Below are 23,982 nucleotides of genomic sequence, written 5' to 3' on the forward strand. Positions count from 1 at the left end.
CGGCTGGGGGTACCCCCAGCGCCCCTCACGGGGCGCTTTTCAGGAGCCCTGTGCCGAGGTCAGGCCCTGGATGCGGCCCAGGACGGAGACCTTGCCGGAGCCTGCCGGGTCCAGTGCGACCTGGTTGGAGACGAACTGCATCGTCAGCGACTGCTTGATCTCGCCCTTGGTGAGGGCCTTGACGCTGAGGTTCGGCGTCGGCACGGAGGTGCCCGCGGCCGCCGTCTCCTTGGCGTAGTAGCGGGTGGTGAAGAACACCGCCGCCCCGCCGCCGGTGGTGCGCAGCGCGAGCGGCGCGTAGTCGCCTTCGGTGAGCGGCTCGTCGATGTACTGGGTGGCCAGGCCCGGCTTGGTGGACTTCTTGCGGTCGGTGCGCCAGCCGCTGGTGTGCACGCCGTCCGCGAAGACGGTGCCGCCGCTCTTCAGGTAGGTGGCGTAGTCCCGGCTCAGGTCGCCCGGGGCGACGGCGAGTCGAGTGCTGTTCGCCGGTACGTCCTCGGCCCAGCCGTCCTTGTCGGTGGTGAACTTCGGTACGTCGCCCGGCGCGACCAGCGTCAGGTACGCCACCTGGAACGGCTGGGAGAGGCTGTTGCGGGTGAAGACCAGCAGCCAGCGGTCGTCGCCGCCCTTGTTGCCGTGTGCGTCGGCGACGAACCAGCGCGGCCAGCCGGCCTTCTTCGGGATGGTGTACGTGACGTCGTCGAACTCCAGCGCCGAGTGGGCGGAGTTGCCGGCCGGGCTGTTGACGTGCCCGGCCTTCAGACGCGCCGAGTCGATGTCGGCGAGGGCGCCGGTCGTGTAGTCCGCGTCCAGGGAGCCGTCGTAGGCCTTGTCGGCCTTGTTGTAGGCGTCCGTGAACTGCCGGAGCGCCTTGGCCGCCTCGGCGCGGGTGGTGGTGGGGAGCACCTCGCGCTCCCCGTGCACCACCACGCAACCGCTCGCCGTCAGCGACATGGCGGTCAGCGAGACCGCTATGAGCGCGTTCCGATCACGCCTGCGGAGCCCGCGGAGCCGTCGAGGGCCGCGACCCCTGGTCGTCAGGTGCGTCATCAGGTGCCTTCACCTTCCCCTTCCCGGAGCCGAACCCTACCGGGGCGAAGAAGAGTGCGAGTGTCGGGACCAGGTACAGCAGCCACACCGTGACCTGGAGCACGGTCGGGTCGGGCTGGAAGTTGAACACGCCCTTCAGCAGCGTCCCGTACCAGCTGTCCGGCGGGACGGTACCGCTGATGTCGAAGGCCTGGTCGGTCAGGCCAGGGATCCAGTCGGCCTCCTGGAGGTCGTGGAAGCCGTACGCCAGCACGCCCGCCGCGACCACCACCAGCATGCCGCCGGTCCAAGTGAAGAACTTGGCGAGGTTGATGCGCAGCGCGCCCCGGTAGAAGAGCCAGCCCAGGAAGACCGCGCTGGCCAGGCCGAGCGCCACGCCGACCAGCGGCCGGGGGGTGCCGTCGCTCGCCGCGTGCACGGACGCCCACACGAACAGCGCGGTCTCGAGGCCCTCCCGGCCCACGGCGAGGAAGGCGGTGGCGACCAGCGCACCCGTGCCCATCGCGAGGGCCGCGTCCAGCTTGCCGTGCAGTTCCTTCTTGAGGTGCCGGGCGGTGCGCCGCATCCAGAACACCATCCAGGTCACCAGGCCCACCGCGACGATGGACAGGGACCCGCCGAGCGCCTCCTGCGCCTCGAACGTCAGCTCCTGGGAACCGAATTCGAGCGCGCACCCGAAGCCCATGGCGATCAGCACCGCCACCGCGATACCGGTCCAGATCGGTTTCAGGGCGTCCGTACGCCCGGTCTTGACCAGGTAGGCGATGAGGATACAGACGACGAGCGAGGCCTCAAGCCCTTCCCGCAGCCCGATCAGGTAGTTCGAGAACACGGCTCACGCCCCCTCGGCGGACTCGGCGGAATCGGCGGATCCGGAGAACAGCGTCCGGCCCCACCAGTCGTCCTTGTCCCGGACGCCGGGCGGGACGGCGAAGACGGCCGAACCCACGTGCTGGATGTACTCGTTGAGCGCGTCGGACGCCGAGAGCTTGCGCTGGAGCGGGATGAACCCCTTGCCGACGTCACGCATGTAGGCCAGGAAGAACAGCCCGGCGTCGAGCCGTCCGAGCCCGTCCGTCCCGTCGGTGAAGGAGTAGCCGCGGCGCAGGATGGTGATCCCGCCGTTGGAGTCCGGGTGCGCGAGCCGTACATGGGCGTCGGGCTTCATGGCCTTCAGGAACGGCTCGTCGTGCTCCTTCGCCTTGCCGACCGGGGCGCCCTCGCCCTTGTCGCGCCCGAAGACGTCCTCCTGCTCCTGGAGCGAGGTCCGGTCCCAGGTCTCGATGTTCATGCGGATCCGCCGGGCCACGAGGTACGACCCCCCGGTCATCCAGTCGGTCCCGTCCCCTTCTCCCACCCACACGAACTTCTTCAGCCGGTCGGTCTCGGTTCCCGCGATGTTGCGGGTGCCGTCCTTGAATCCCATGAGGTTGCGGGGGGTCTGGGCGTCCGGGGTGGTGGACGAGGTCTTCCCGAAGCCGAGCTGGGACCAGCGGACGGCGACCTTGCCGAAGCCGATCCGGGCGAGGTTGCGGATGGCGTGCACGGCGACCTGCGGATCGTCGGCACAGGCCTGGATGCAGAGATCGCCCCCGGTGCGGGACGCGTCGAGGTTGTCGCCGGGGAACTTCGGCAGGTCGACGAGTGCGGCGGGCCGTCGGCGGTCCAGGCCGAACTTCTCGAAGAAGGACGGCCCGAAGCCGATCGTCAGCGTCAGCCGGGACGGCTGCAGCCCGAGGGCCTCGCCGGTGTCGTCCGGGGGCGCCTCGGCGAGACCGCCGTACGCGCCCTCGCCGACGGCCCTGCCCGCGGTCATCCGCCGGGCCGCGGCCGTCCAGTCCTTCAGCAGCTGCACGAACTCGGCCCGGTCGTCGGTCTTCACGTCGAACGCGGCGAAGTGCAGCCGGTCCTGGACGGGGGTGGCGATACCGGCCTGGTGGGCGCCGTGGAACGGGACGGCGGTGGTGGTGGCGTCGGCGCTGTCGCCGCCGCCGGACTCGGCCGCGGCCACCGCGCCTCCGGCCACGGCGGCGCCGAGCGCGAGCCCGGCCCCGCCCCAGCCGATGAGTGCGCGACGCGACGGATTGGTTGTGTCACCCATGCCCGGCTCCTTACTTGACCACGGCCGCGGCGAGCTTCGACAGCGGCTCCGCGAGGGCGTTGACCGCGTCGGACAGCTCCTTGCGCTGCGCTTCGGTGACCGTGTCGTACGAGACGTAGCCGTCGGAGGTCTTGTCCGTGCGGTACTTGCCGAGCAGCGTGTCCAGCGCGGCGAACTGCTTGTCGAGTTCGGTGGCGAGCGCCGCGTCGTTCTTCTGCGCGACCGGCTTGAGCAGCTCGTACGCCTTCTGGGCGCCTTCGACGTTGGCCTTGAAGTCGCTCAGGTCGGTGTGCGAGTAGCGGTCCTCCTCGCCGGTGACCTTGCCGGTGGCGACCTCGTCGAGGAGCTCCTTGGCGCCGTTGGCCATGGAGGTCGGGGTGATCTCGGCCTTGCCGACCCGCTGCTGCCAGTCCTTCAGGTCCGTGACCAGCTGGGCCGCGAGGGCCTTTTGCTCGGCGCCGGTCTTCTTGTCCTGCCACAGCGCCTTTTCCAGCGCGTGCCAGCCGGTCCACTTCTGGCCCTTCTCCAGGCCGTCGGCGCGGGTGTCGGTCTTGGGGTCGATGTCCCCGAACGACTCGGCGATCGGCTCGGTGCGCTCCCAGCCGACGCGGGAGGGAGCGTAGGCCTTCTTGGCGGCTTCCAGGTCGCCGGCCGCGACGGCGTCGGCGAACGCCTGCACCTTCGGGATCGTCGCGTCGGCCTGCTCCTGCGCGTACTCGCGATAGGCGGCGACGGCCGCGTCCAGCTTCGGGTCGCGCTTGGCGGCCGTGCCGCCGGTGACGGTCAGCTTCTGCCGGACGCCGTGCCCCTTCATCCCGGGCCGGCAGGCTATCTCGTACGATCCCGCCTTCACCTCGGCGGTCAGCGTGTACTTGGTCCCCGGACCGATGTTCTCCTTCTCGGAGACGATCCGGTCGTCGGGGAAGAGGATCTCGACCTCGGTGGCCTTCGACCCCGTGTTCTCGATGGCGAGTGTGACGTGCCCCGCCGGAACCGACTTCGCCGATGTCTCGCACTTCGAGTCGGCGGCGGTGACCCGGATCGCGTCGTCGCCCTCGGCGTCGCTCTTCGCCGTGCAGGCCGAGAGGGCGGTCAAGGCGGCCACGGTGGCGGCGGCGGTGACGGTGAGTCGGACGGCACGCATGCAGGCTCCAAGCGGGTGGTGTGGTGAGGCTGGCCTAACTTACCTGAGGCTTACCTCACTCATACCCGGGCGGGTGGTGATTGGCCAGACACGGAAAGATCACAGACACGGCTTGATATCGATACCTCGATGGTTAAGCCAAAAGAATATAAAGAAATCGTCAAGTATGCCGTCGGGGGTGCTGGAGGTATCCCCGGCCGAAGGCTGGGGAGGAGCTGCGAGTGCGCAGGCGTCGTACGCTGCGGGTGCTTCAATGCCGCTGTGACTGATTACGACGTGCTGCGTGTCTTCTGCGCGGCGAACGGCGGGTACGGCAACGAGCTGGGGGTCGTCCGGGACGGCTCCGTGCTGCCCGACCGGGAGGACCGGCAGGTGCTGGCGGCGAAGCTCGGGTTCAGCGAGACCGTGTTCGTGGACGACCCCGAGCGCGGAGTCCTCGACATCTACACCCCCACCCTGCGCCTGCCGTTCGCCGGACACCCCTGCGTCGGCACGGCCTGGCTGCTGGACGTGCCCGAACTGGTCACCCCGGCCGGCGTGGTCGGCGCCCGGCTGGACGGGGAGTTCAGCTGGATCGAGGCGCTCCCGGAGTGGGCCCCGCCGCGCACCCTGCGCCAGTACGCCAAGGCCGCCGAGGTCGACGCGCTGCCGGTGCCGCCGCCCGGGGAGTGGATCTACGCCTGGGCGTGGGAGGACGAGTCGGCCGGGCGGGTCCGCGCCCGCGCCTTCCCCGGCCGGAACGACGGCATCGACGAGGACGAGGCCACCGGGGCGGCCGCCCTGCTGCTCACCGCGCAGCTGGGCCGGGCCCTGAACATCACCCAGGGCCGGGGTTCGCAGATCCTGACCGCGCCGCAGCCGTACGGCTGGGTGGAGATCGGCGGCCGGGTCTTCCTGGAGGGCCCGGAGAAGCAGCCGGGGATCAGCCGGTGACCGACTTGCCGGCGCGCCCGCGCCGCACGTAGTACCAGGTCATGTTGGACGACAGTCCCGTCAGCAGCACCCAGACCACGCCGATCAGCCAGCTGCCCTGGATGAAGGAGACGACGGCGGCGACGACGGCGAGGACGCAGACGATCAGGGCGTAGAGGGCGAGGCGGGGCATGGGGGTCGCTTTCTCATGACGAGGGGGACACTGCTGGCGTCCCCCAGTGTCCCCCATCCGCTCAGACGTCCGTGACGCGGAGCCCGGCGTGTGCCTTGTAGCGGCGGTTGACCGAGATCAGGTTCGCGACCAGGGACTCCACCTGGTGCGCGTTGCGCAGCCGCCCCGCGAACACGCCGCGCATCCCGGGGATCCGCCCGGCCAGCGCCTGCACGATCTCGACGTCGGCCCGCACCTCGCCGAGCACCATCACGTCGGTGTCGATCTCCTCGATCTCCGGGTCCTGGAGGAGCACGGCGGAGAGGTGGTGGAAAGCCGCCGTGACCCGCGAGTCCGGCAGCAGCGCCGCGGCCTGCTCCGCCGCACTGCCCTCCTCCGGCTTCAGCGCGTAGGCGCCCTTCTTGTCGAAGCCGAGCGGGTTGACGCAGTCCACGACCAGTTTGCCGGCCAGCTCCCCGCGCAACGACTCCAGCGTCTTGCCGTGCCCGTCCCACGGTACGGCGACGATCACGAGGTCGCTGCGGCGCGCGCACTCGGCGTTGTCGGTGCCCTCGACACCGTGCCCGAGCTCGTCGGCGGCGGCCTGCGCGCGCTCGGCGGCCCGCGAGCCGATGATCACCTTCTGGCCGGCGCGGGCCAGCCGGTAGGCGAGGCCCTTGCCCTGCGGGCCGGTGCCGCCGAGCACACCCACGACCAGACCGGAGACGTCGGGCAGGTCCCAGGGATCCTTGGCAGGGGCCTTCTCGGCCGCCGGCTGCTGTGCACTGTCGGTAGAGGTCATGGGCCGACTCTACGTCCGGGCCGACGGCCGCACCCGGTCAGGTGAGGCGGTTCACGGGCACCCGGCGGAACGTGATCGTCGTGTACGCGCTGAAGTCGCCGGTCTCGTACAGCAGTCCGACCGTGGCCGCGTCGATGCGGGTCAGGTCGGAGTAGGCGGCCGGCAGTCCGTCGACCGTGTAAGCGGTCCGCCAGGTGGTGCCGCCGTCCGTGGAGGTGCGGATCGTCATCAGGGCGCGGGCCGCGGGATCGCCCGGCCCGGAGTACAGCAGCAGGTCGGGATCGCGGAGTTGGAGCACGCTGGCCTGGCAGACCGGTGCGGTGAGGCCGGCCTGCGGCCGGAAGGGCTTCACCAGGGTGCGCCCGCCGTCCGCCGAGTGGGCGTCGGCCCTGTTCCCCGGCGCCGGTGAATCGTTGCGCGTGTTGAAGTAGACGCGCCCGTCGGGCAGTTCGGCGGCGGTGGTCTCGTTGACGTTGATGTACCCGTCGGTGTTCTCGTCGAGGTAGCCGAGGTACCAGGTCGCCCCGTGGTCGTCGCTGAGCAGGCAGTGTCCGCTGTTGTACCTGCCCTCGGTGCCGTTGTCCGACCCGGTGGGCGGGAGGGTGTGGTTGGCGGCCACGACGACGCGGCCCGAACGCAACTGGACGGCGTGCCCGGGCGTGGTGGCGTACCACCGCCACCCGGCCTTCTTCACGGACCTGGTGATCTCGACCGGGGCGGACCAGGTCACCCCGTCGTCGTCGCTGTGCTGCACCCACACCCGCCGCCCGTCGGCGTCCGACACCTGCCCGCGCAGGATGGCGTCCTCGGTGGCGGAGGCGGCGCTGCGGACGTGCACGAGCAGGATGCGACCGGTGTCGAGCACGACGGGCGCCGGGTTCCCGGCGAGGTCGGTCCCGTTGCTCGCGGCGACCTGGAGCGGACCCCAGGTGCGGCCGCCGTCCGCGGACCTCTTCAGCACCACGTCGATGTGCCCGTGGTCGGCGGCGGAGTCGACTCTCCCCTCGCAGAAGGCGAGCACGGTGCCCGCCCGGGAGACCACCACCGCCGGGATCCGGAAACTGGCGTACCCCTCTGTGCCCGCGCGAAAGGGAATGCTTGCTTCTGCGTCGCTCATGGGCCGCCTTCTCCCCGGGCCGGGCGAATTCGCGGTGAACTCCGCGTCACGAGTGTCCGATTGCGGCAGTATGCGGAGGCATGGACGCCGTACGGGTCGCGTTGTTGCGTGAAGTGCTCGCCGGGACCGAGTGGTTGACCGCGACACGGAGGTTCGCGGGCGCGCTGCGGGGCTCGGTGGTGACCCACGGCGGCGGACTGCTCCTGCTCGGCACGCCGGAGTACGAGCCGTGGCATCTCGCCGCGCACCTCGTCGACGAGGCGGCGTGGTCCGGTACGCCGGAACTGGCGCCGACCCTCGTCCGGTACGACGCCCGGCCCACCGACCCGGCGCACCTCGCGGTCGGCCCCGGCCGCATCGAGGCGGCCCGCCGGGGGGAGACCCTGCTGGTGGTGGCGCCGGGTGACACCGAACCCCTGCTGGAGCGGGTCCACACCGCCCGCCGCGCCGGCGTGACGGTCCTGACCCTCGCCACCACCACCGACGACGCGCTGACCGCCATGGCCCACGAGACCCTCGCCGTCCCCGAGGCCGCGGAACTGGACCTGGACACGGTCCAGCACCTGGTCAGCGCGGCAGCCGGCGAGAACGGCCCGTCGCCGAGGAGCCGCCGCAGCTTCAGGGACCGCCTGGCGAAGCTGGCGGAAACGGTGATGGCGCCGCCTCCGACTCCCTGGTGAGACTTCGGCTGCGGGCGCGTGGGGGTTGCTCGCGCAGTTCCTCCCCCAGCCTTCGGCCGGGGGTACCCCCGGCGCCCCGTCAGGGGCGCTGCACCAACGCGCCCCGAAGGGGCGCGGGGAACTGCGCGACCAGCCCCCATCGGGCCGCACCCGGGCGAAAAGTGTTTGCTGCCGCCGAGCGCAGCGTTCAACATGGCCCCCCGTGAGTCTCCTCCCCGACCTAGCCCCCTGGAAGGCCTCCGTCGACTTCCGGCGGCTGTGGGTCTCCGGTCTGATCAGCAGCTTCGGGAGTTTCCTGACGTTCGTCGCGCTCCCGGTGCAGATCAAGGACCTCACCGGTTCCGCGGCCGCCGTAGGCGCCATCGGCGCTGTCGAACTGCTCCCGCTCATCCTCTTCGGCCTCTACGGCGGCGCCCTCGCCGACGCCCTCGACAAGCGCGCCCTGATCGTCCGGACCGAGGCCGCTCAGGGCCTGCTCAGCGCGGGCCTGCTGGTCAACGCCCTGCTGCCGCACCCGGCGGTGTGGCCGCTGTACGCCGTCGCCGCGCTCTCCGCCGCGCTGGTGTCCGTGCAGCGCCCCGCCCTCGACTCCCTGCTGCCGAGGATCGTCGCCCACGACGACCTCCCGGCCGCGGCGGCCCTCAACTCCTTCCGCTGGACCATCGGCGGCGTCGCGGGCCCCGCCGTCGCCGGCCTGGTCGTGGCGTACGCGGGCCTCGGCTGGGCGTACGGCGCCGACCTCGTCACGTTCCTCGTCTCGGTCGTGCTCATCCTGCCCATCGCCGCGTCGCCCGCCTCCCACGAGGCCGCCAGGCCCTCCCTCCGCTCCGTCGCCGAGGGCGCCCGCTACGCCTGGAGCCGCAAGGAACTCCTCGGCACCTACGCGGTCGACCTCGCGGCGATGTTCCTGGCGATGCCGCTCGCCGTGCTGCCCTTCCTCGCCGACGAGTTGAACGCGCCCTGGTCGTTGGGGCTGATGTACGCGAGCATCCCGGCCGGTTCGCTCCTCGTGAGCCTGGTCAGCGGCTGGACCTCACGGGTGCGCCGGCAGGGGCGGATGGTCGTGCTGTCCGCCGCGCTGTGGGGCCTCGCGATCGCCGCCGCCGGCGCCGTGGCGAACGTGTGGCTGGTCCTGCTGCTTCTCGCCGTCGCCGGCGGCTGCGACATGGTCAGTGGGATCTTCCGGGCCGCGATGTGGAACCAGACGATCCCCGACGAGCTGCGCGGCCGCCTCGCCGGGATCGAACTGCTGTCGTACTCCGTGGGCCCCACTCTCGGCCAGGTCCGCTCCGGCGGCATGGCCGGATGGCTCGGGGTACGGGCGTCCGTCGGCGCGGGCGGGCTGCTGTGCACCGGCGCGGTCGGCCTGCTGGCCCTGTGCCTGCCCGCCCTGATGTCGTACGACGCGCAGACCGACGAACACGCCCTGCGACTGCGCGCCCGACGCACCGCCGAAGCCGCGACCGAAGCCGCGACCGAAGCCGCGGCCGACCCCGTCCAGCACCCGTGATCAGCGCTCCTGATCAGCCCTCGTCCGAGGAGTCCCCCGCGGGCGCGTCGTGCCACCGCGGGTCGTTCTCCCACTGGAGGTTGCGCTCCCGCGCGATCTCCATCGCGTGCTCGGCCTCCCCACGGGTGGCGTAAGGCCCGAACCGGTCCTTGGCGGGACACTCGGGCCCCTCCTCGACCTTCTGATGCTGCAGGCAGTAGTACCACTCGCCCGGCTTCGCAACGGTCCGCTTCTTGAACAGGGGCATGACCGGCTCCTTTCGCCATCCACATGTTCCCCCATGCCCGCTGGTTAGACTCGCTGGCATGTCTGGCCAGTCGCTGCTCGTACCAGGGGAGCTCTCTCCCACCCGTTCGGTACCCGGAAACATCCGCCGCCCCGAGTACGTCGGCAAACCCGCGCCGACCCCGTACACCGGGCCCGAGGTGCAGACCCCGGAGACCATCGAGGCGATGCGGATCGCCGGCCGCATCGCCGCGCAGGCGATGGAGGAGGCCGCGAAGATCATCGCACCGGGTGTGACGACGGACGAACTCGACAGGGTGGCGCACGCGTACATGTGCGACCACGGGGCCTACCCGTCCACGCTCGGCTACCGCGGCTTCCCCAAGTCCCTGTGCACCAGCGTCAACGAGGTCATCTGCCACGGCATTCCGGACTCGACGGTGCTCCAGGACGGCGACATCGTCAACCTGGACGTGACCGCGTACATCGGCGGGGTGCACGGCGACAACAACGCCACCTACCTGGTCGGGGACGTCGACGAGGAGAGCCGGCTGCTGGTGGAGCGGACCAGGGAGTCCCTGAACCGGGCGATCAAGGCGGTCCGGCCCGGCCGGCAGATCAACATCATCGGCCGGGTCATCGAGTCGTACGCCAAGCGCTTCGGCTACGGGGTGGTCCGTGACTTCACCGGCCACGGCATCAACTCGTCGTTCCACTCCGGGCTGATCATCCCGCACTACGACAGCCCGCACGCGACGACCGTGATGCAGCCGGGGATGACCTTCACGATCGAGCCCATGCTGACGCTCGGGACGTACGAGTACGACATGTGGGACGACGGCTGGACCGTCGTCACCAAGGACCGCAAGCGCACCGCGCAGTTCGAGCACACGCTGGTGGTGACGGAAACCGGCGCGGAGATCCTCACCCTGCCGTAGCCCGCTCCCGCGGCCGCCCGGCCCGTCCTCCTCCCGGAGGGCGGGCCTTTTTCGCGGAAGCGGCGGACCGCTTCCGCGTGCGGGTCAGCCGGCGGCCGAGCAGAACCCGTCCGTCCCCTGCCAGAACCGGTAGAGCTGCTGACCGCAGTACTGGTCGAGGTCGCCGACGCCCAGGTGGCGCAGCAGCGCGTCGATCACGTCGAAGAACGCGGTGTTGATCGACGGCACCCACAGCAGCGCGAACACGAAGAGCAGGCCGAACGGGGCGAACGGCTCCACCTGGCGCTTGACGCCGTACGACAGCCAGGGCTCGATCACGCCGTAGCCGTCCAGGCCCGGCACCGGCAGGAAGTTCAGGATCGCCGCCGTGACCTGGAGCAGGGCGAGGAAGGCGAGGGCGAAACGGAAGTCGCGCGGGACGCCGTCCAGCGCGTCCAGCCAGAAGGGGGCGGTGCACACGGCGGCGAACAGGACGTTCGTCAGCGGACCGGCGGCCGAGATGAGGCTGTGCCGCCAGCGGCCCCGGATCCGGCTGCGCTCGATGAAGACCGCACCGCCCGGCAGGCCGATCCCGCCCATGATCACGAACAGCACCGGGAGCACGATGCTGAGCACGGCGTGCGTGTACTTCAGGGGGTTCAGCGTCAGGTAGCCCTTCGCGCCCACCGTGATGTCGCCGCCGTGCAGGGCGGTGCGCGCGTGCGCGTACTCGTGCAGGCAGAGCGAGACGATCCAGGCCGCCGTCACGAACAGGAACACGGCGACCCCGGGCTGCTCGGCGAACCCGGACCAGGTGGCCCACCCGGTGACCGCGGTGACGGCGAGGATCCCGACGAACACGGGAGAGATCCGCCGGTCACTGGGGCGGGTGGTGGTGGCGGTCATGGCGGGGGGCTCCCGGGGCGCGTCGGTGGAGGTGGCGTGCGGGGTAGACCGTACAGGTGACGGGTGAAGAACGTCCTGCGGGCGGCCCGAGGTTCCTGTTAGTCGTTACGCTGATAGCGAGTCGAACGAGGAGGTGCTCATGACGATCGCCGAGGGATGGGTCGAACTGGTCCAGGACCGGATCGAGGTCCCGCGCAGCGCGCGCCTCCGGCTGACGGAGAACGGGCTCACTGTGGTACCAGTCACCTTTGCGCACAGGGCGACGCAGCGGCGCATCGAGAACCAGATCGACCAGCGGCTGCCGGGCTGGGTCGCGACGAGTGAATTCTCTGTCGTTCCGCCCCGGGAGGGCTACAAGCCCGAACCGGATGCCACGGCGATCCCGCTCGACGTGGTCCAGACGGACAAGAGCGACATCAACGAGGAACTGTTGCCCTTCGTGGTCGAGGTCGTCTCACCGGAGAGCAAGAACCGCGACTACAACACGAAGCCGAGCCACTATGCCCTGCGTGGTATCCCGGTCTATCTGATCGTCGATGTGCTCTCCGCCAGGTGGACGCTGCTGACCCGTCCTGAAGACGGCGAGTACCAGCACCAGGAGTCCGGCGTGTTCGGCGACCAGATCTCCATTCCCGTCGCCGACCAGACCCTCACTTTGGACTCCTCCGAGTTCGTCCGCATCTGAAACCCACAGGCGGCGTCCGGGCGTCCCCAGGGACAATGGACCCCGTGCGCTACGCGATCCTCGGCACCACCCAGGCACTCCGCCCCGACGGCACGGCCGTCCCCGTGGGCGGGGCACGGCTGCGTGCCCTGCTGACCGTGCTGGCGCTGCGGCCCGGCCGTGCGGTGCCCGCCGGGCTGCTCGTCGACGAGGTGTGGGGCGACGAGCCGCCGGCGGACGCGGGCGGCGCGCTGCAGGCGCTGGTCGGCCGGCTGCGCAGGGCGCTCGGCGCGGACGCGGTCGACTCCACCGACGGGGGCTACCGGCTGGCCGCCGCCCCCGACGACGTCGACCTGCACCGCTTCGAGCGGCTCACCGGCGAGGGGCTGCGCGCCCTCGCGGACGGCGACCCCGCCAAGGCGGCCGCCGTCCTCGACGACGCCCTCGCCCTGTGGCACGGCCCGGCCCTGGCCGATCTGCCCGACCGCACCGCCGAGGCGGCCCGCGTCGACGTCCGCCGCCTGGACGCCCTGCGCGCCCGCCACACCGCCGCCCTCGCCCTCGGCCAGGCCGAGCAGTCCCTGCCCGAGCTGGCCGCCCTGTGCGACGCGCACCCCCTCGACGAACCCCTCCAGGCCCTGCGCCTGCGCGCCCTGCACAGCACCGGCCGCACCGCCGAGGCACTGGCCGCCTACGACGACGTACGCCACCTCCTCGCCGACCGCCTCGGCTCCGACCCCGGGCCCGAACTGCGCGCCCTGCACGCCGGGTTCCTCGACCCGGAGCCCGCGGCACCGGCTTCTGCCCGGCCCGGCAACCTGCGTGCCCGGCTCACCTCCTTCGTCGGGCGCGAGGCCGACATCGAGGCCATCCGGGGCGACCTCGCCGCCGCCCGGCTCGTCACCCTGCTCGGACCCGGCGGGGCCGGCAAGACCCGGCTCTCGCAGGAGGCCGCCGAGACCCTGAAACACGCCCGGGACGGCGTCTGGCTGGCCGAGCTGGCCCCCGTCGACGACCCCGCCGACGTCCCCGAGGCCGTGCTCAGTGCGCTCGGTGCCCGCCAGGCCGTGCTGTACGGCGGCGGCGCCGAGGCCATGCGGGCCGCCGCCGACCGGCACGACGACCCGGTCGAGCGGCTCGTCGAGCACTGCGCCCGGCGCCGGATGGTGCTCGTCCTCGACAACTGCGAGCACGTCGTCGACGCGGCGGCCGACCTGGCGGCCCGGCTCCTGGAGCGCTGCCCGGACCTGACGATCCTGGCCACCAGCCGCGAACCCCTCGGCGTGCCGGGGGAGTTGCTGCGTCCGGTGGAGCCGCTGCCCGAGCCGGTGGCGCTCCGGCTGCTCGCCGAGCGGGGCGCAGCGGCCCGCCCCGGCTTCACGGTCGACGCCGACGACGAGACCGCGGCGGCCTGCGCCGAGATCTGCCGCCGCCTGGACGGACTGCCCCTCGCCATCGAACTGGCCGCCGCCCGGCTGCGGATGCTGACCCCGCGCCAGATAGCCGACCGGCTGGACGACCGCTTCCGGCTCCTCACCTCCGGCAGCCGCACCGTGCTGCCCCGCCAGCAGACCCTGCGCGCGGTCGTCGACTGGTCCTGGGACCTGCTCGACGCCGGCGAACGCGACGTCCTCGGCCGGCTCTCCCTCTTCGCGGGCGGCTGCGACCTGGCCGCCGCCGAGGCCGTCTGCGGCCCCGCCGCCCTCGACGCGCTCGGCACCCTGGTCGACAAGTCCCTGGTCGTGGCGGCCCCTTCGGACGAGGCCGCGGACGGCGGGATGCGCTACCGGCTCCTGGAGACCGTCGCCGAGTACGCCGCCGAGCGCCTCGACGAGAGCGGTGGCCGCGCCGCCGCCGAGCGCGCCCACCTGACGTACTACCGCGAACTCGCCCGCACCACCGAACCGTTGCTGCGCGGCGCCGGCCAGCGGGCCGCCATCGCACGGCTCCAGCTGGAGTACGAGAACCTGCGCACCGCGTTGCGGCACGCCATCGCCGTGCGGGACGAGCACGAGGCGCTCTGCCTGCTCCACTCGCTGTTCTGGTACTGGCAGATGCACGACCAGCGGATCGAGACCCGCACCTGGTGCGCCGACGTCATAGCCCTCGGCCCCGACCCGTTCGCCGCGCCGCTGCGCCCGGCCGAGCCGGTGTGGCAGCGCTGCACCGACGCCCCGCCGCCGTACACCGGGGAGGTCCTCACCGAGGCCCGGCGCGGCCTGCACCTGGCCCATCTGGCCTGCATGGACACCGAGTTGGACGCCTGGCAGACGCCCGAGGCGCAGGCGAAGCTGCGCGCCGTCACCGAGGTCTACGAACCCGGCATGCCGCAGACCTGCCGGGCGCCGGGCATGTTCTGGTTCTTCGCCGTGATGCTGACCGGCGGCATGGACCGGCTGCGCGAGATCCTCGACGCCGCCGTCCGCACCTGCCGCGAGACGGCCGGCTACGAGTGGGAGCTGGCCGGGAGCCTCGCCATGCGCGCCAACCTGCTCGCCAACCGCGCCGCCTGGGCGGGCGACGCCACCCGGGACGCCGACGAGGCGCTGGAGATCTTCCGGCGCCTCGGGGACGACTGGGGCACCGCCGAGGCGTTCTCCGGGCGCGCCGAGGCCCGGGAGCGCCGTGGCGACTACCTGGCGGCGGCCGCCGACTACGAGGCCGCCATCGAGCGGGTCGGCCGGCTCGGTGCCCGCGCCCAGACCGCCGTGCTGCACGCCCGCCTCGGCAGCGTGCTGATCGAGTCGGGCGAGACCGAGCGCGGGGAACGGCTGCTGCGCCAGGTCATCGCCGACAACGAGGGCCTGAACAACGAGTCGATGCCCGCCGCCCGGCTCTTCCTCACCACCTGGCTCCTGCTGAGCGGCGGCATCGCCGAGGCCCGCGAGCAACTCCGCTTGCTGCGCGCCGAGTTCAAGATCTCCCACTTCGTCGTCTTCGACGCCCTGATCCTCACCCAGGAGGCCTGGGTGGACGCCCTCGACGACCTGCACGCGGAGGCGCTGGCCAAGCTGCGGGACGCGGTGCGGCTCGCCGCCGACCCGCTGAGCGAGGCCATCACCCCGCACCTGACCTCCCTGTGCCTGACCGTCGCCGCGGTCGCCCTGGCCGGCCTCGACGGGGGCGCACGTGCCCTGGACGGCGCCCGCTGCCTGGGCGCCGCCGACGCCCTGCTGCCGCCCGGCCACCTCCAGGTCGGCCTGGAGCGCACGACACGCGACCGGTCGGAGGTCCGGGTCCGCGCCGCCCTCGCCGACGACCCCGCCTACGAGTCGGCGTACGCCGAGGGCGGTGGCCTCTCCCGCGCGGAGGCCACCGCCCTGCTCTGACGTCCCCTTGCGGTGGACGTCAGCTCTTCGTCCGGAACTTGTAGATCGCGTACGGCGCCGCCACCGCCGTGATCCCCACCGACCAGGCCAGCGTGATCCACAGGTCGTGGGCGACCGGGCCGCCGACCATCAGCCCGCGCGCCGCGTCGGCGAGCGTGGACAGCGGGTTGTAGTCGGTGAAGGCCTGCAGCCAGCCCGGCATCGACTTCGTCGGCGCGAAGATCGACGAGCCGAACTGCAGCGGGAACAGCACCAGGAACCCCATGGCCTGCACGGACTGGGCGTTCTTCAGGATCACGCCCAGGGTGAGGAACACCCACATGATCGAGGAGGCGAAGACCGCGGACAGGCCCACGGCGGCGAACAGCCCGCCCCAGTGGTTGATGTGGAACCCGACCAGCACGGCGACGATCATCAGCACGGCGGTGGCGAACAGCATCCGCACCAGTTCCACCGAGATCTTCGCGAACAGCACCGAGCCGCGCCCGATCGGCAGCGACCGGAACCGGTCCATCACACCGGAGTTGAAGTCCTGGCTGAAACCGGTGCCGACGCCCTGCGAGAGCGTCATGCTCATCATCGCGATCATGCCCGGGATGACGTACTGGACGTACCCGTCCTGACCGCCGCCGAGCGCCTGCCCGATCGAGCCGCCGAAGACGTACACGAACAGCAGCGTGAAGACGACCGGCATCAGCAGCGCGTCGAACATCGACTCGGGGTCCTGCCGGATCCACAGCAGGTTGCGGCGGATCAGGGCCCCGGTGTGCCGCAGGTGCCCGCGCAGCGGGATCCGGGCATCGGATACGGCCGCGGTTGCGGTGGGGGTTGCGGTCGTGGCGCTCATACGGCGACCTCCTGACGGTCGTCGGCGGGCTGGGCGTCCTGCGGGGCACTGGCGCGGTGGCCGGTGAGGGACAGGAACACCTCGTCCAGGCTGGGCAGTTCGGTGACGATGGAGCTGATGGTGATACCGCGGGCGGTGACGGCGCCGACCACGGCGGTCAGCTGCTCGTCGCTGAGGATCGGCACCAGCAGCGTGCCGTTCTCGGCGTCCACGGTGGTGCCGGCGAGCCCGGTGATGCCCAGCTCGTCGATCATGGCGGCGAGCGGCCGGACCTGCAGCGGGTCGACGGGCCGCACCCGCAGCGTCCGCCCGCCGACCTTCGCCTTCAGCTCCTCCACCCTGCCGCCGGCGATGACCTTCCCGCGGTCCACGACGGTCAGCTCGGAGGCGAGGTACTCGGCCTCCTCCATGTACTGGGTGGTCAGCAGCACGGTCACCCCGTCGCCGACCATGGCCTTGACCTCCTGCCACACCTCGTTGCGGGTGCGCGGGTCGAGGCCGGTGGTCGGCTCGTCCAGGAACAGCACCTGCGGGTGCCCGATCATCGAGGCGGCGAGGTCGAGCCGGCGGCGCATACCACCGGAGTAGGTGCTCGCGGGGCGCTTGGCGGCCTCGGTCAGCGAGAACCGCTCCAGCAGCTCGTCGGCCCGGGCCCGTGCGTCCTTCCTCGGCAGGTCGAGCAGCCGCCCGATCATGTAGAGGTTCTCCCAGCCCGGCAGCTTCTCGTCCACGGAGGCGTACTGCCCGGTCAGCCCGATCGCCCGGCGCAGCTGGCGGGGCTGGCGCAGTACGTCGTACCCGGCGACGGTCGCCTCTCCCGCGTCGGGCCGCAGCAGCGTGGACAGGATCCGCACCAGGGTGGTCTTGCCGGCCCCGTTCGGCCCGAGCACGCCCATCACGGTGCCCTGGCGGACGTCCAGATCAACTCCGTCGAGTGCCTTGGTGTCGCCGTAGTGCTTCACCAGCCCCCGTACGGACACGGCGTTGTTGTCGATTCGCGTCATGGAAAGTACGGTGCCAGGCCCCACCGACAAACCACCGACAGCCCGCCGACACCGGCCTACAGTTCACCGATAGCCCGCCGATAGCCGGCGATAGCTCGCCGACGGTCGCTTGGTGAAAAGCGGCCGGCCCGCCGACGGGGGAAGATCGGCGGGCCGGCCTCGGTGTTTCCGCAGTGGCTCTCAGTAGGCCCGCTGTTCGGCGGGCCCCAAAGGGGCGCGAGGAACTGCGCGACCGGCCACGACGACGCCGCGGACGAACGACGGCGCACCGCGGCCCTCCTCGCGGAGCGCTCAGTGGACGGAGTGCTCCTCCAGCGGGAACGTTCCGCCGACGACGTCCTCGGCGTAGGCCCTGGCCGCGTCGCCCATGACCTCGCGCAGGTTCGCGTACTTCTTCACGAACTTCGGGACCCGGCCCGAGGTCAGGCCGAGCATGTCCGTCCAGACCAGGACCTGCGCGTCGGTCTCGGGACCGGCGCCGATGCCGACGGTCGGGATGTGCAGCACCCGGGTCACCTCGGCCGCGAGCTCCGCCGGGACCAGTTCGAGCACGACCGCGAACGCGCCCGCGTCCTGGACCGACTTGGCGTCGCGCAGCAGCTGCTGGGCCGCCTCCTCGCCGCGGCCCTGCACGCGGTAGCCCATCGCGTTGACGGACTGCGGGGTCAGGCCGATGTGCGCCATCACCGGGATGCCGGACTCGACGAGCAGCCGGATCTGTTCGTGCGACCGCTCGCCGCCCTCCAGCTTGACCGCGCCGACGCCCGCCTCCTTCACCAGCCGGGTCGCCGAGCGCAGCGCCTGCACCGGGCCCTCCTGGTAGGAGCCGAAGGGGAGGTCGCCGACGATCAGGGCGCGCTGGGTGCCGCGGACCACGGCCGCCGACAGCATCGTCATCTCGTCGAGCGTCACGGGGACCGTCGACTCGTAGCCGAGGTGACAGTTGCCGGCCGAGTCGCCGACCAGGAGTACCGGGATGCCGGCCTCGTCGAAGACGGAGGCGGTCATCGCGTCGTAGGCGGTGAGCATGGGCCACTTCTCGCCGCGTTCCTTGGCGAGGGCGATGTCGCGAACCGTGATGCGGCGGGTGCCCTTCCCCCCGTACAGTGCCCTGCTGCCGTCGGAGGGGCTGTTCTGCACAGTCTGGGCAGCCGAAAGCTGCGTCATGACAACGGCTCCTTCAGTCATCTCGAGGCACCCTGACGGTGTCCCCGGATCCCTCTCATGGTGGCACTTCGTGCCGCCGACGGCCAGAGGACCCCCGTGTGATCCATCGGTCACCGGTCCCCGGCCGCCGCCCTCTGACCCGGGGCCGCCCCGCTCTGCCGCGTTCCGTAAGGTCTGGGTAAAGGAATTCAGATACGAGACGGTACCGTATTGGAATGGTCATAGGCTCATCGGCATGACAACTCCTGCCGACCACGCTCCACCCGGCCCGCGCATACCCGAGGCGGTGCACCGGCGCCGCTGGGCGATTCTCGGCGTGCTCATGCTGAGCCTGCTGATCGTGGTGCTCGACAACTCGATCCTGAACGTCGCCGTCAAGACCATCTCCACCCCGGCCCCGGTCGGCCTCGGCGCCACCCAGAGCCAGCTGGAATGGGCGATCAACGCCTACACCCTCGTCTTCGCCGGCCTGCTCTTCACCTCCGGGCTCGTCGGCGACCGCCTCGGCCGCAAGAAGGTGCTCATCGGCGGCCTCCTGATCTTCGGCGTCGGCTCGGCCCTGGCCGCCGAGTCCGGCTCCGCGGACCAGCTGATCGCCTTCCGCGCCCTGATGGCCCTCGGCGCCGCCTTCGTGATGCCCGCCACCCTCGCCGTCCTGATGAACGTCTTCGAGCGCCAGGAGCAGCCGAAGGCGATCGGCATCTGGGCCGGCGGCGTCGGCCTCGCCATCGCCATCGGCCCGATCACCGGCGGTGTGCTGCTCGACCACTTCTGGTGGGGCTCGGTCTTCCTCGTCAACGTACCGATCGTGATCATCGCGCTCGCCCTGATGGTCTGGCTGGTGCCCGACTCGCGCGACCCGCGCCCCGGCCGTCTCGACCCCGTCGGCGTGGTGCTCTCCGTAGTCGGCCTCGTCCTGCTGGTCTACGGCATCATCAAGGGCGGCGAGCTCGCCGACTTCACCGACGCCAAGGTGCTCGCGACCATCTTCGCCGGCCTCGCGGTCCTCGCCGGCTTCGTGATCTACGAGAAGCGCAGCGACCACCCGTCCCTGGACGTCACCTACTTCAAGAACAAGGTCTTCTCGGCCGCCATGGCCGCCATCGCGCTGGTCTTCTTCGCGCTGATGGGCGTGACCTTCTTCTCCGTCTTCTACACCCAGAGCGTGCGCGGCTACTCGCCGCTGCAGTCCGGTCTGCTGCTGCTCCCGCTGGCCGCCGCGCAGATGATCTTCGCGCCGCGGGCCCGGCTGGTGGTGGAGCGGTTCGGCAACAAGGCCACCACCGCGGGCGGCCTGGTGCTGATCGCCGCCACCCTGGCCACCTTCGCCACCTTCGAGGCCGACACGCCGATCTGGATCCTCGAGGTCGTCTTCTTCCTCATGGGCACCGGCATGGCGCACATCATGACGCCGACCTCGGTCGTCATCATGCAGGCCCTGCCCCGCGAGAAGGCCGGTTCCGCCTCCGCGCTCAGCAACACCTTCCGCCAGGTCGGCGGCGCCCTCGGCATCGCCGTGCTCGGCTCGGTGCTGTCGACGTCGTACCGCAACGGCATCGAGGGCAGGCTCGGCGCGCTGCCCCCGGGGCTGCGCGACACCGCCGGCGAGTCCATCGAGGCCACGCTCGGCGTCGCCTCGAAGCTCGGGGCGCAGGGCAAGGCCCTGGTCACCCCCGCCAACGACGCCTTCCTGCACGCCATGCACATCACCGCCCTGTGTGGCGCGGGCGTCGCGCTGATCGGCGCCGTGGTCGTGACTCTCTTCCTGCCGGGAAAACCACCGGCCGGTCAGCAGGGGGACCGGGAGCAGGAGTTGGTCGTGGCGGCGGAGTGAACCCGAGCGACCGGCACGACCGGAGCGACTGAACGGACCGGCCGGCACCGGCAGGAACCACGGGGGGACACCGGGGGACCGGGGGGCCGGGGGACACCCCGGAGCCGCGGGGAAACCTCGTGGCCCACCACGGGGGGAGGCTTCGGCTGCGGGAGAATTCCCGCAGCCAGTGCACTGAGAGGACGGTACGACGTGACGCTTGCCGACAGCGGACCGCGGTCCATCACTCCGGCCCGCGGCCGCCCCCGCAGCGAGGCGGTGGAGATCGCCATCCTGGAAGGCGTGATGAAGCTCCTGGAGGACGGCGTCCCGCTCGCTGAGCTCTCCATCGAGCGGATCGCCCGGACCGCCGGCGTCGGCAAGGCCACCATCTACCGCCGCTGGAACGGCAAGGAGGAGCTCTTCGTCGACGTCATGCGCGCCGCCGAGCCCCCCGACCCCGAACTCCCCGGCACCTCCATGCGCGACGACCTCGTCGTGCTGCTCGAATCGCTGCGGCAGCGCGGTCTGATGAACCGTTCGTCGGCCATCCTGCACAACGTCTACGCCCAGATGAAGAGCAGCCCCCGCATCTGGAACGCCTACCACGCCAACGTCGTCAACCCCCGGCGCGAACTGGGCAGGGAAGTGCTGCGCCGGGGCCAGCGCAACGGCGAACTCCGCGCCGACGTCGACATCGAGCTGGCCAACGACATGTTCACCGGACCGATGCTGCTCAGGGCCGTCCTGCGCCCCGACGCCGAACTCCCCGAAGGCCTCGCCGAACAGATCGTCGACGAGGTGCTGGCGGGGCTGGGCCCCGTCACCTCGCCGTAGCGAGTGTGCGCGTTTCGTCACAGACCCCGCCGACCCGGCGGTAACCGGAACCCCTTCCCCCGGCCTGTTCGTCATCGTCTTCCGTACGGCCGTCATGTGACGGCGGGAGAGGAGCCGATCATCCCCTAGGGTCGTAATCGGGGGACGACGGTGTGCACGGCGGGTTGTGAGGCAGGCGGTATGGCGCAGCAGGCGTACATGACGGAGACGGACAACGGCGGCTCGGGACCCGAGCGTCGGGGAGACCGGTTCCGACGCCTGGTGGAACGGCTGCTGAAGGGCTGGCGGAACGATCCGCGCATCTGGCGCCGGGGCATCGTCACCGCCGTGGTGGCGCTGCTCCTCGCCGGTGTGATGCTGCTGCACTCCCGCATCCCCAACGCCGTCGGCAACCTCGGCAGTCTCACCGAGACCTTCCTGCCCTGGCTGGGCCTGCTGATCCCGGTCCTGCTCCTGGTCGGCTTCCTGCGCAGGTCGGCGACCGCGCTGATCGCCGTGCTCCTCCCGGCGATCGTCTGGCTGAACCTGTTCGGCGGACTGCTCACCGACAAGCAGGGCACCGGCGGCGACTTCACGGTCGCCACCCACAACGTCAACGCGGACAACCCCGACCCGACCGGTACGGCCGCCCGGCTCGCCGCCTCGGGCCCCGACGTGCTGGCCCTGGAGGAGCTGACGGCGACGGCCGTACCCACGTACGAGACAGCGCTGGCGTCGACGTACAGGTACCACGCGGTCGAGGGCACCGTCGGCCTGTGGAGCAAGTACCGGCTCACCGGTGTGAAGGCCGTCGACATCAAGCTCGGCTGGACGCGCGCGATGCGCGCCACGGTCGCCACCCCGCACGGCCCCGTCGCCGTCTACGTCGCCCATCTCCCCTCCGTGCGCGTCAAGGTGAACGCCGGCTTCACCGCCCGGCAGCGCGACACGAGCGCGGACGCGCTGGGCGAGGCCATCGCCGACGAGACCCTGCCCCGGGTGATCCTCCTCGGCGACCTCAACGGCACGATGAACGACCGCTCCCTGAACGGCGTCACCTCGCAGATGCGCTCCACGCAGGGCGCGGCGGGCAGCGGCTTCGGGTTCAGCTGGCCGGCCGCGTTCCCGATGGCCCGCATCGACCAGATCATGGTCAAGGGCGTGGAGCCGGAGAGTTCCTGGACCCTGCCGAGGACCGGCAGCGACCACCTCCCGATCGCGGCGCGTGTGAACCTGACCACATCGGGTTCGTAAAAACCCCTGGCCGGCGCGGTCCAACCCTCTTTGTAAGGACAATCGGACACTGCGCCGTAACCTGGCGGAATACTTGGCCTGGGAGACTTTGTTCCGTAGCTGAACTTAGAACGCACGGAACCCTGCTCCCCGAAAGGCAAAGTCCTTCATGCCTCTGGCCCTGCTCGCCCTGGCCGTCGGCGCTTTTGGTCTCGGCACCACCGAATTCGTCATGATGGGCCTGCTGCCCGACGTCGCCGACGACCTCCACATCTCGATCCCGGCCGCCGGCCACCTGGTCTCGGCGTACGCCCTCGGCGTCGTCATCGGCGCCCCGCTCCTGGCGGCGCTGACCGCGCGCCTGCCCCGCCGCCGGGTCCTCATCTCGCTGATGGCCCTGTTCGTCGTGGGCAACGCGCTCTCGGCCCTGGCCCCCGGCTACGACTCCCTGCTCGCCGCCCGCTTCCTCAGCGGCCTCCCGCACGGCGCCTTCTTCGGCGTCGGCGCGGTCGTCGCCACCAGCATGGTGGCGCCGGAGCGCAAGGCCCGCTCGGTCTCCCTGATGTTCATGGGCCTGACCGTCGCCAACATCGCGGGCGTCCCGGTGGCGACCCTGATGGGCCAGCACCTCGGCTGGCGGGCGACCTTCCTGGGCGTGAGCCTGATCGGCGTCGCGGCGATCGCCGCGGTGTTCTTCCTGATCCACCCCACGCACACCCCGGCCCCGGCGTCCGGCCTGCGCGGCGAACTGGCCGCCCTGCGCTCCCTGCCGGTCTGGCTGGCCCTCGCCACCACGGTGGTCGGCTTCGGCGCCCTCTTCTCCGCGTACAGCTACATCACGCCGATGCTGACCGAGTCCGCCGGCTACGGAGAGGGGAACGTGACGCTCCTCCTCGCCCTCTTCGGCGTCGGCGCCACGATCGGCAACCTGGTCGGCGGCCGCCTCGCCGACCACGCGATGCGCGGCACGCTCTTCGGCGGCCTGGTCTCGATGGTCGCGGTGCTGCTCCTCTTCCCGGTCCTGATGCGGGCGGAGTGGAGCGCGGCGGGCGCGGTCGTCCTCCTCGGTGTCGCGGCCTTCGTCACCGGCTCGCCGCTCCAGCTGATGGTCATGGAGCGCGCGGCCGCCGGCCCCTCCCTCGCCTCCTCCGCCAACCAGGCGGCCTTCAACCTCGCCAACGCCGGCGGCGCCTGGATCGGCGGCGTGGCCCTGGCCGCGGGCTTCGGCGTCACGTCCCCGGCCCTGGCGGGCGCGGCCCTCGCCGTCCTGGGCCTGGGCGTAGCGAGCGTGGCGTACGCGGTGGACCGCCGCCGGGACGTCCCGGCGCCGACCGGCCACGTACGGGTGGTCGCCTCGCACGTCCCGGAGGCCGTGGAGCCGGTGCACTCCTCCTGAACGGCCGTGTCCCGGCCAGGTCGCCGATGCGCCCCCGGCCGGGACACCGTGATACGTCGCGTGCTGCCGGATCCGGTCCTCAAGGGTCGGACGCGCGCTGTTCACCTTCGGGTGAAGCGCTTCGGACGGGGCGTCGCCGATCGGATCTGCCTACGATGATGCTCTCGACGCCAGCCC

22 protein-coding genes are annotated in these 23,982 nt (G+C 71.5%); 10 read left to right on the forward strand and 12 right to left on the reverse strand.

Annotated features, from left to right (window positions below; genetic code table 11):
- Window positions 1–39 precede the first annotated feature (39 nt).
- The 4 genes from JF597_RS08060 to efeO are packed head-to-tail and all read right to left on the reverse strand — an operon-like array spanning window position 40 to window position 4,295.
- Complete coding sequence (locus tag JF597_RS08060; protein ID WP_293991068.1) at window positions 40–1,050, reverse strand: hypothetical protein; 1,011 nt, start codon at window positions 1,048–1,050, stop codon at window positions 40–42.
- Window positions 989–1,882 carry an iron uptake transporter permease EfeU gene (gene efeU / locus JF597_RS08065; protein ID WP_293991070.1) on the reverse strand — a complete coding sequence of 298 codons (894 nt, stop codon included), beginning with the start codon at window positions 1,880–1,882 and terminating at the stop codon, window positions 989–991. The genes JF597_RS08060 and efeU overlap by 62 nt, the downstream gene beginning before the upstream one ends.
- A gap of 3 nt (window positions 1,883–1,885) precedes the next feature.
- Window positions 1,886–3,151, reverse strand: a complete 1,266-nt coding sequence (gene efeB / locus JF597_RS08070; protein WP_293991072.1) for an iron uptake transporter deferrochelatase/peroxidase subunit — start codon at window positions 3,149–3,151, stop codon at window positions 1,886–1,888.
- Between the two features lie 10 nt (window positions 3,152–3,161).
- Complete coding sequence (gene efeO / locus JF597_RS08075; RefSeq protein WP_293991074.1) at window positions 3,162–4,295, reverse strand: iron uptake system protein EfeO; 1,134 nt, start codon at window positions 4,293–4,295, stop codon at window positions 3,162–3,164.
- 261 nt (window positions 4,296–4,556) lie between these two features.
- Between efeO and JF597_RS08080 the strand changes: the two genes are divergently transcribed.
- On the forward strand, window positions 4,557–5,228 hold the full coding sequence (locus JF597_RS08080; protein ID WP_293991076.1) for a PhzF family phenazine biosynthesis protein: 672 nt from the start codon (window positions 4,557–4,559) through the stop codon (window positions 5,226–5,228).
- On the opposite strand, the gene JF597_RS08085 is transcribed toward JF597_RS08080, so the two are convergent.
- The 3 genes from JF597_RS08085 to JF597_RS08095 are packed head-to-tail and all read right to left on the reverse strand — an operon-like array spanning window position 5,218 to window position 7,298.
- Window positions 5,218–5,457, reverse strand: coding sequence for a hypothetical protein (locus tag JF597_RS08085; RefSeq protein WP_293991078.1), 240 nt, complete (start codon window positions 5,455–5,457; stop codon window positions 5,218–5,220). The genes JF597_RS08080 and JF597_RS08085 overlap by 11 nt on opposite strands.
- 4 nt (window positions 5,458–5,461) lie before the next feature.
- Entirely contained in the window at window positions 5,462–6,181 is a 720-nt protein-coding gene (npdG, locus tag JF597_RS08090; protein WP_293991080.1) for an NADPH-dependent F420 reductase, read from the reverse strand.
- Between the two features lie 37 nt (window positions 6,182–6,218).
- Window positions 6,219–7,298 (reverse strand): sialidase family protein, encoded by a 1,080-nt coding sequence (locus JF597_RS08095; RefSeq protein WP_293991082.1) that lies wholly within the window; start codon window positions 7,296–7,298, stop codon window positions 6,219–6,221.
- Window positions 7,299–7,378: 80 nt separating this feature from the next.
- On the opposite strand from JF597_RS08095, the gene JF597_RS08100 reads away from it, so the two are divergent.
- Both JF597_RS08100 and JF597_RS08105 read left to right on the forward strand, forming a co-directional pair.
- Window positions 7,379–7,978, forward strand: coding sequence for a hypothetical protein (locus JF597_RS08100; RefSeq protein ID WP_293991084.1), 600 nt, complete (start codon window positions 7,379–7,381; stop codon window positions 7,976–7,978).
- Window positions 7,979–8,180: 202 nt separating this feature from the next.
- Window positions 8,181–9,488, forward strand: coding sequence for an MFS transporter (locus JF597_RS08105; RefSeq protein ID WP_293991086.1), 1,308 nt, complete (start codon window positions 8,181–8,183; stop codon window positions 9,486–9,488).
- Between the two features lie 13 nt (window positions 9,489–9,501).
- Here JF597_RS08105 and JF597_RS08110 read toward each other — a convergent pair whose 3' ends face one another.
- The gene (locus JF597_RS08110; RefSeq protein ID WP_293991088.1) at window positions 9,502–9,735 is read right to left on the reverse strand and encodes a hypothetical protein; all 234 of its coding nucleotides are present in this window, start codon (window positions 9,733–9,735) and stop codon (window positions 9,502–9,504) included.
- A gap of 58 nt (window positions 9,736–9,793) precedes the next feature.
- Between JF597_RS08110 and map the strand changes: the two genes are divergently transcribed.
- Window positions 9,794–10,651: a type I methionyl aminopeptidase gene (gene map, locus JF597_RS08115; RefSeq protein ID WP_293991090.1), complete on the forward strand. Its 858-nt coding sequence runs from the start codon at window positions 9,794–9,796 to the stop codon at window positions 10,649–10,651.
- Window positions 10,652–10,735: 84 nt separating this feature from the next.
- On the opposite strand, the gene JF597_RS08120 is transcribed toward map, so the two are convergent.
- Complete coding sequence (locus tag JF597_RS08120) at window positions 10,736–11,536, reverse strand: site-2 protease family protein (protein WP_293991092.1); 801 nt, start codon at window positions 11,534–11,536, stop codon at window positions 10,736–10,738.
- A 139-nt stretch (window positions 11,537–11,675) separates the two neighbouring features.
- Here JF597_RS08120 and JF597_RS08125 point away from each other — a divergent pair, with 139 nt between their 5' ends.
- Together JF597_RS08125 and JF597_RS08130 are read left to right on the forward strand one after the other, a co-directional pair.
- A complete protein-coding gene (locus tag JF597_RS08125; protein WP_293991094.1) occupies window positions 11,676–12,221 on the forward strand; it encodes a Uma2 family endonuclease in 546 nt (181 codons plus the stop codon).
- Between the two features lie 35 nt (window positions 12,222–12,256).
- Complete coding sequence (locus tag JF597_RS08130) at window positions 12,257–15,529, forward strand: BTAD domain-containing putative transcriptional regulator (RefSeq protein WP_293991096.1); 3,273 nt, start codon at window positions 12,257–12,259, stop codon at window positions 15,527–15,529.
- A 19-nt stretch (window positions 15,530–15,548) separates the two neighbouring features.
- On the opposite strand, the gene JF597_RS08135 is transcribed toward JF597_RS08130, so the two are convergent.
- From JF597_RS08135 to panB, 3 genes are all read right to left on the reverse strand, one after another.
- On the reverse strand, window positions 15,549–16,376 hold the full coding sequence (locus tag JF597_RS08135) for an ABC transporter permease (RefSeq protein ID WP_293991098.1): 828 nt from the start codon (window positions 16,374–16,376) through the stop codon (window positions 15,549–15,551).
- Window positions 16,373–17,380, reverse strand: coding sequence for an ATP-binding cassette domain-containing protein (locus JF597_RS08140; RefSeq protein ID WP_293991100.1), 1,008 nt, complete (start codon window positions 17,378–17,380; stop codon window positions 16,373–16,375). Before JF597_RS08140 ends, JF597_RS08135 begins: the two co-directional genes overlap by 4 nt.
- Before the next feature lie 291 nt (window positions 17,381–17,671).
- Window positions 17,672–18,547 carry a 3-methyl-2-oxobutanoate hydroxymethyltransferase gene (gene panB, locus JF597_RS08145; protein WP_293991102.1) on the reverse strand — a complete coding sequence of 292 codons (876 nt, stop codon included), beginning with the start codon at window positions 18,545–18,547 and terminating at the stop codon, window positions 17,672–17,674.
- Between the two features lie 235 nt (window positions 18,548–18,782).
- On the opposite strand from panB, the gene JF597_RS08150 reads away from it, so the two are divergent.
- The 4 genes from JF597_RS08150 (at window position 18,783) to JF597_RS08165 (ending at window position 23,805) form a co-directional block, all read left to right on the forward strand.
- Window positions 18,783–20,381, forward strand: coding sequence for an MFS transporter (locus JF597_RS08150; RefSeq protein WP_293991104.1), 1,599 nt, complete (start codon window positions 18,783–18,785; stop codon window positions 20,379–20,381).
- A gap of 192 nt (window positions 20,382–20,573) precedes the next feature.
- Window positions 20,574–21,197: a TetR/AcrR family transcriptional regulator gene (locus JF597_RS08155; RefSeq protein ID WP_293991106.1), complete on the forward strand. Its 624-nt coding sequence runs from the start codon at window positions 20,574–20,576 to the stop codon at window positions 21,195–21,197.
- Window positions 21,198–21,377: 180 nt separating this feature from the next.
- Window positions 21,378–22,430: an endonuclease/exonuclease/phosphatase family protein gene (locus JF597_RS08160; protein WP_293991108.1), complete on the forward strand. Its 1,053-nt coding sequence runs from the start codon at window positions 21,378–21,380 to the stop codon at window positions 22,428–22,430.
- A 148-nt stretch (window positions 22,431–22,578) separates the two neighbouring features.
- A complete protein-coding gene (locus JF597_RS08165) occupies window positions 22,579–23,805 on the forward strand; it encodes an MFS transporter (RefSeq protein ID WP_293991110.1) in 1,227 nt (408 codons plus the stop codon).
- The last annotated feature ends 177 nt before the right edge of the window (window positions 23,806–23,982 follow it).

It is taken from the genome of Streptomyces sp. (assembly GCF_019510245.1).
In the GTDB taxonomy this organism is placed as follows: domain Bacteria; phylum Actinomycetota; class Actinomycetes; order Streptomycetales; family Streptomycetaceae; genus Streptomyces.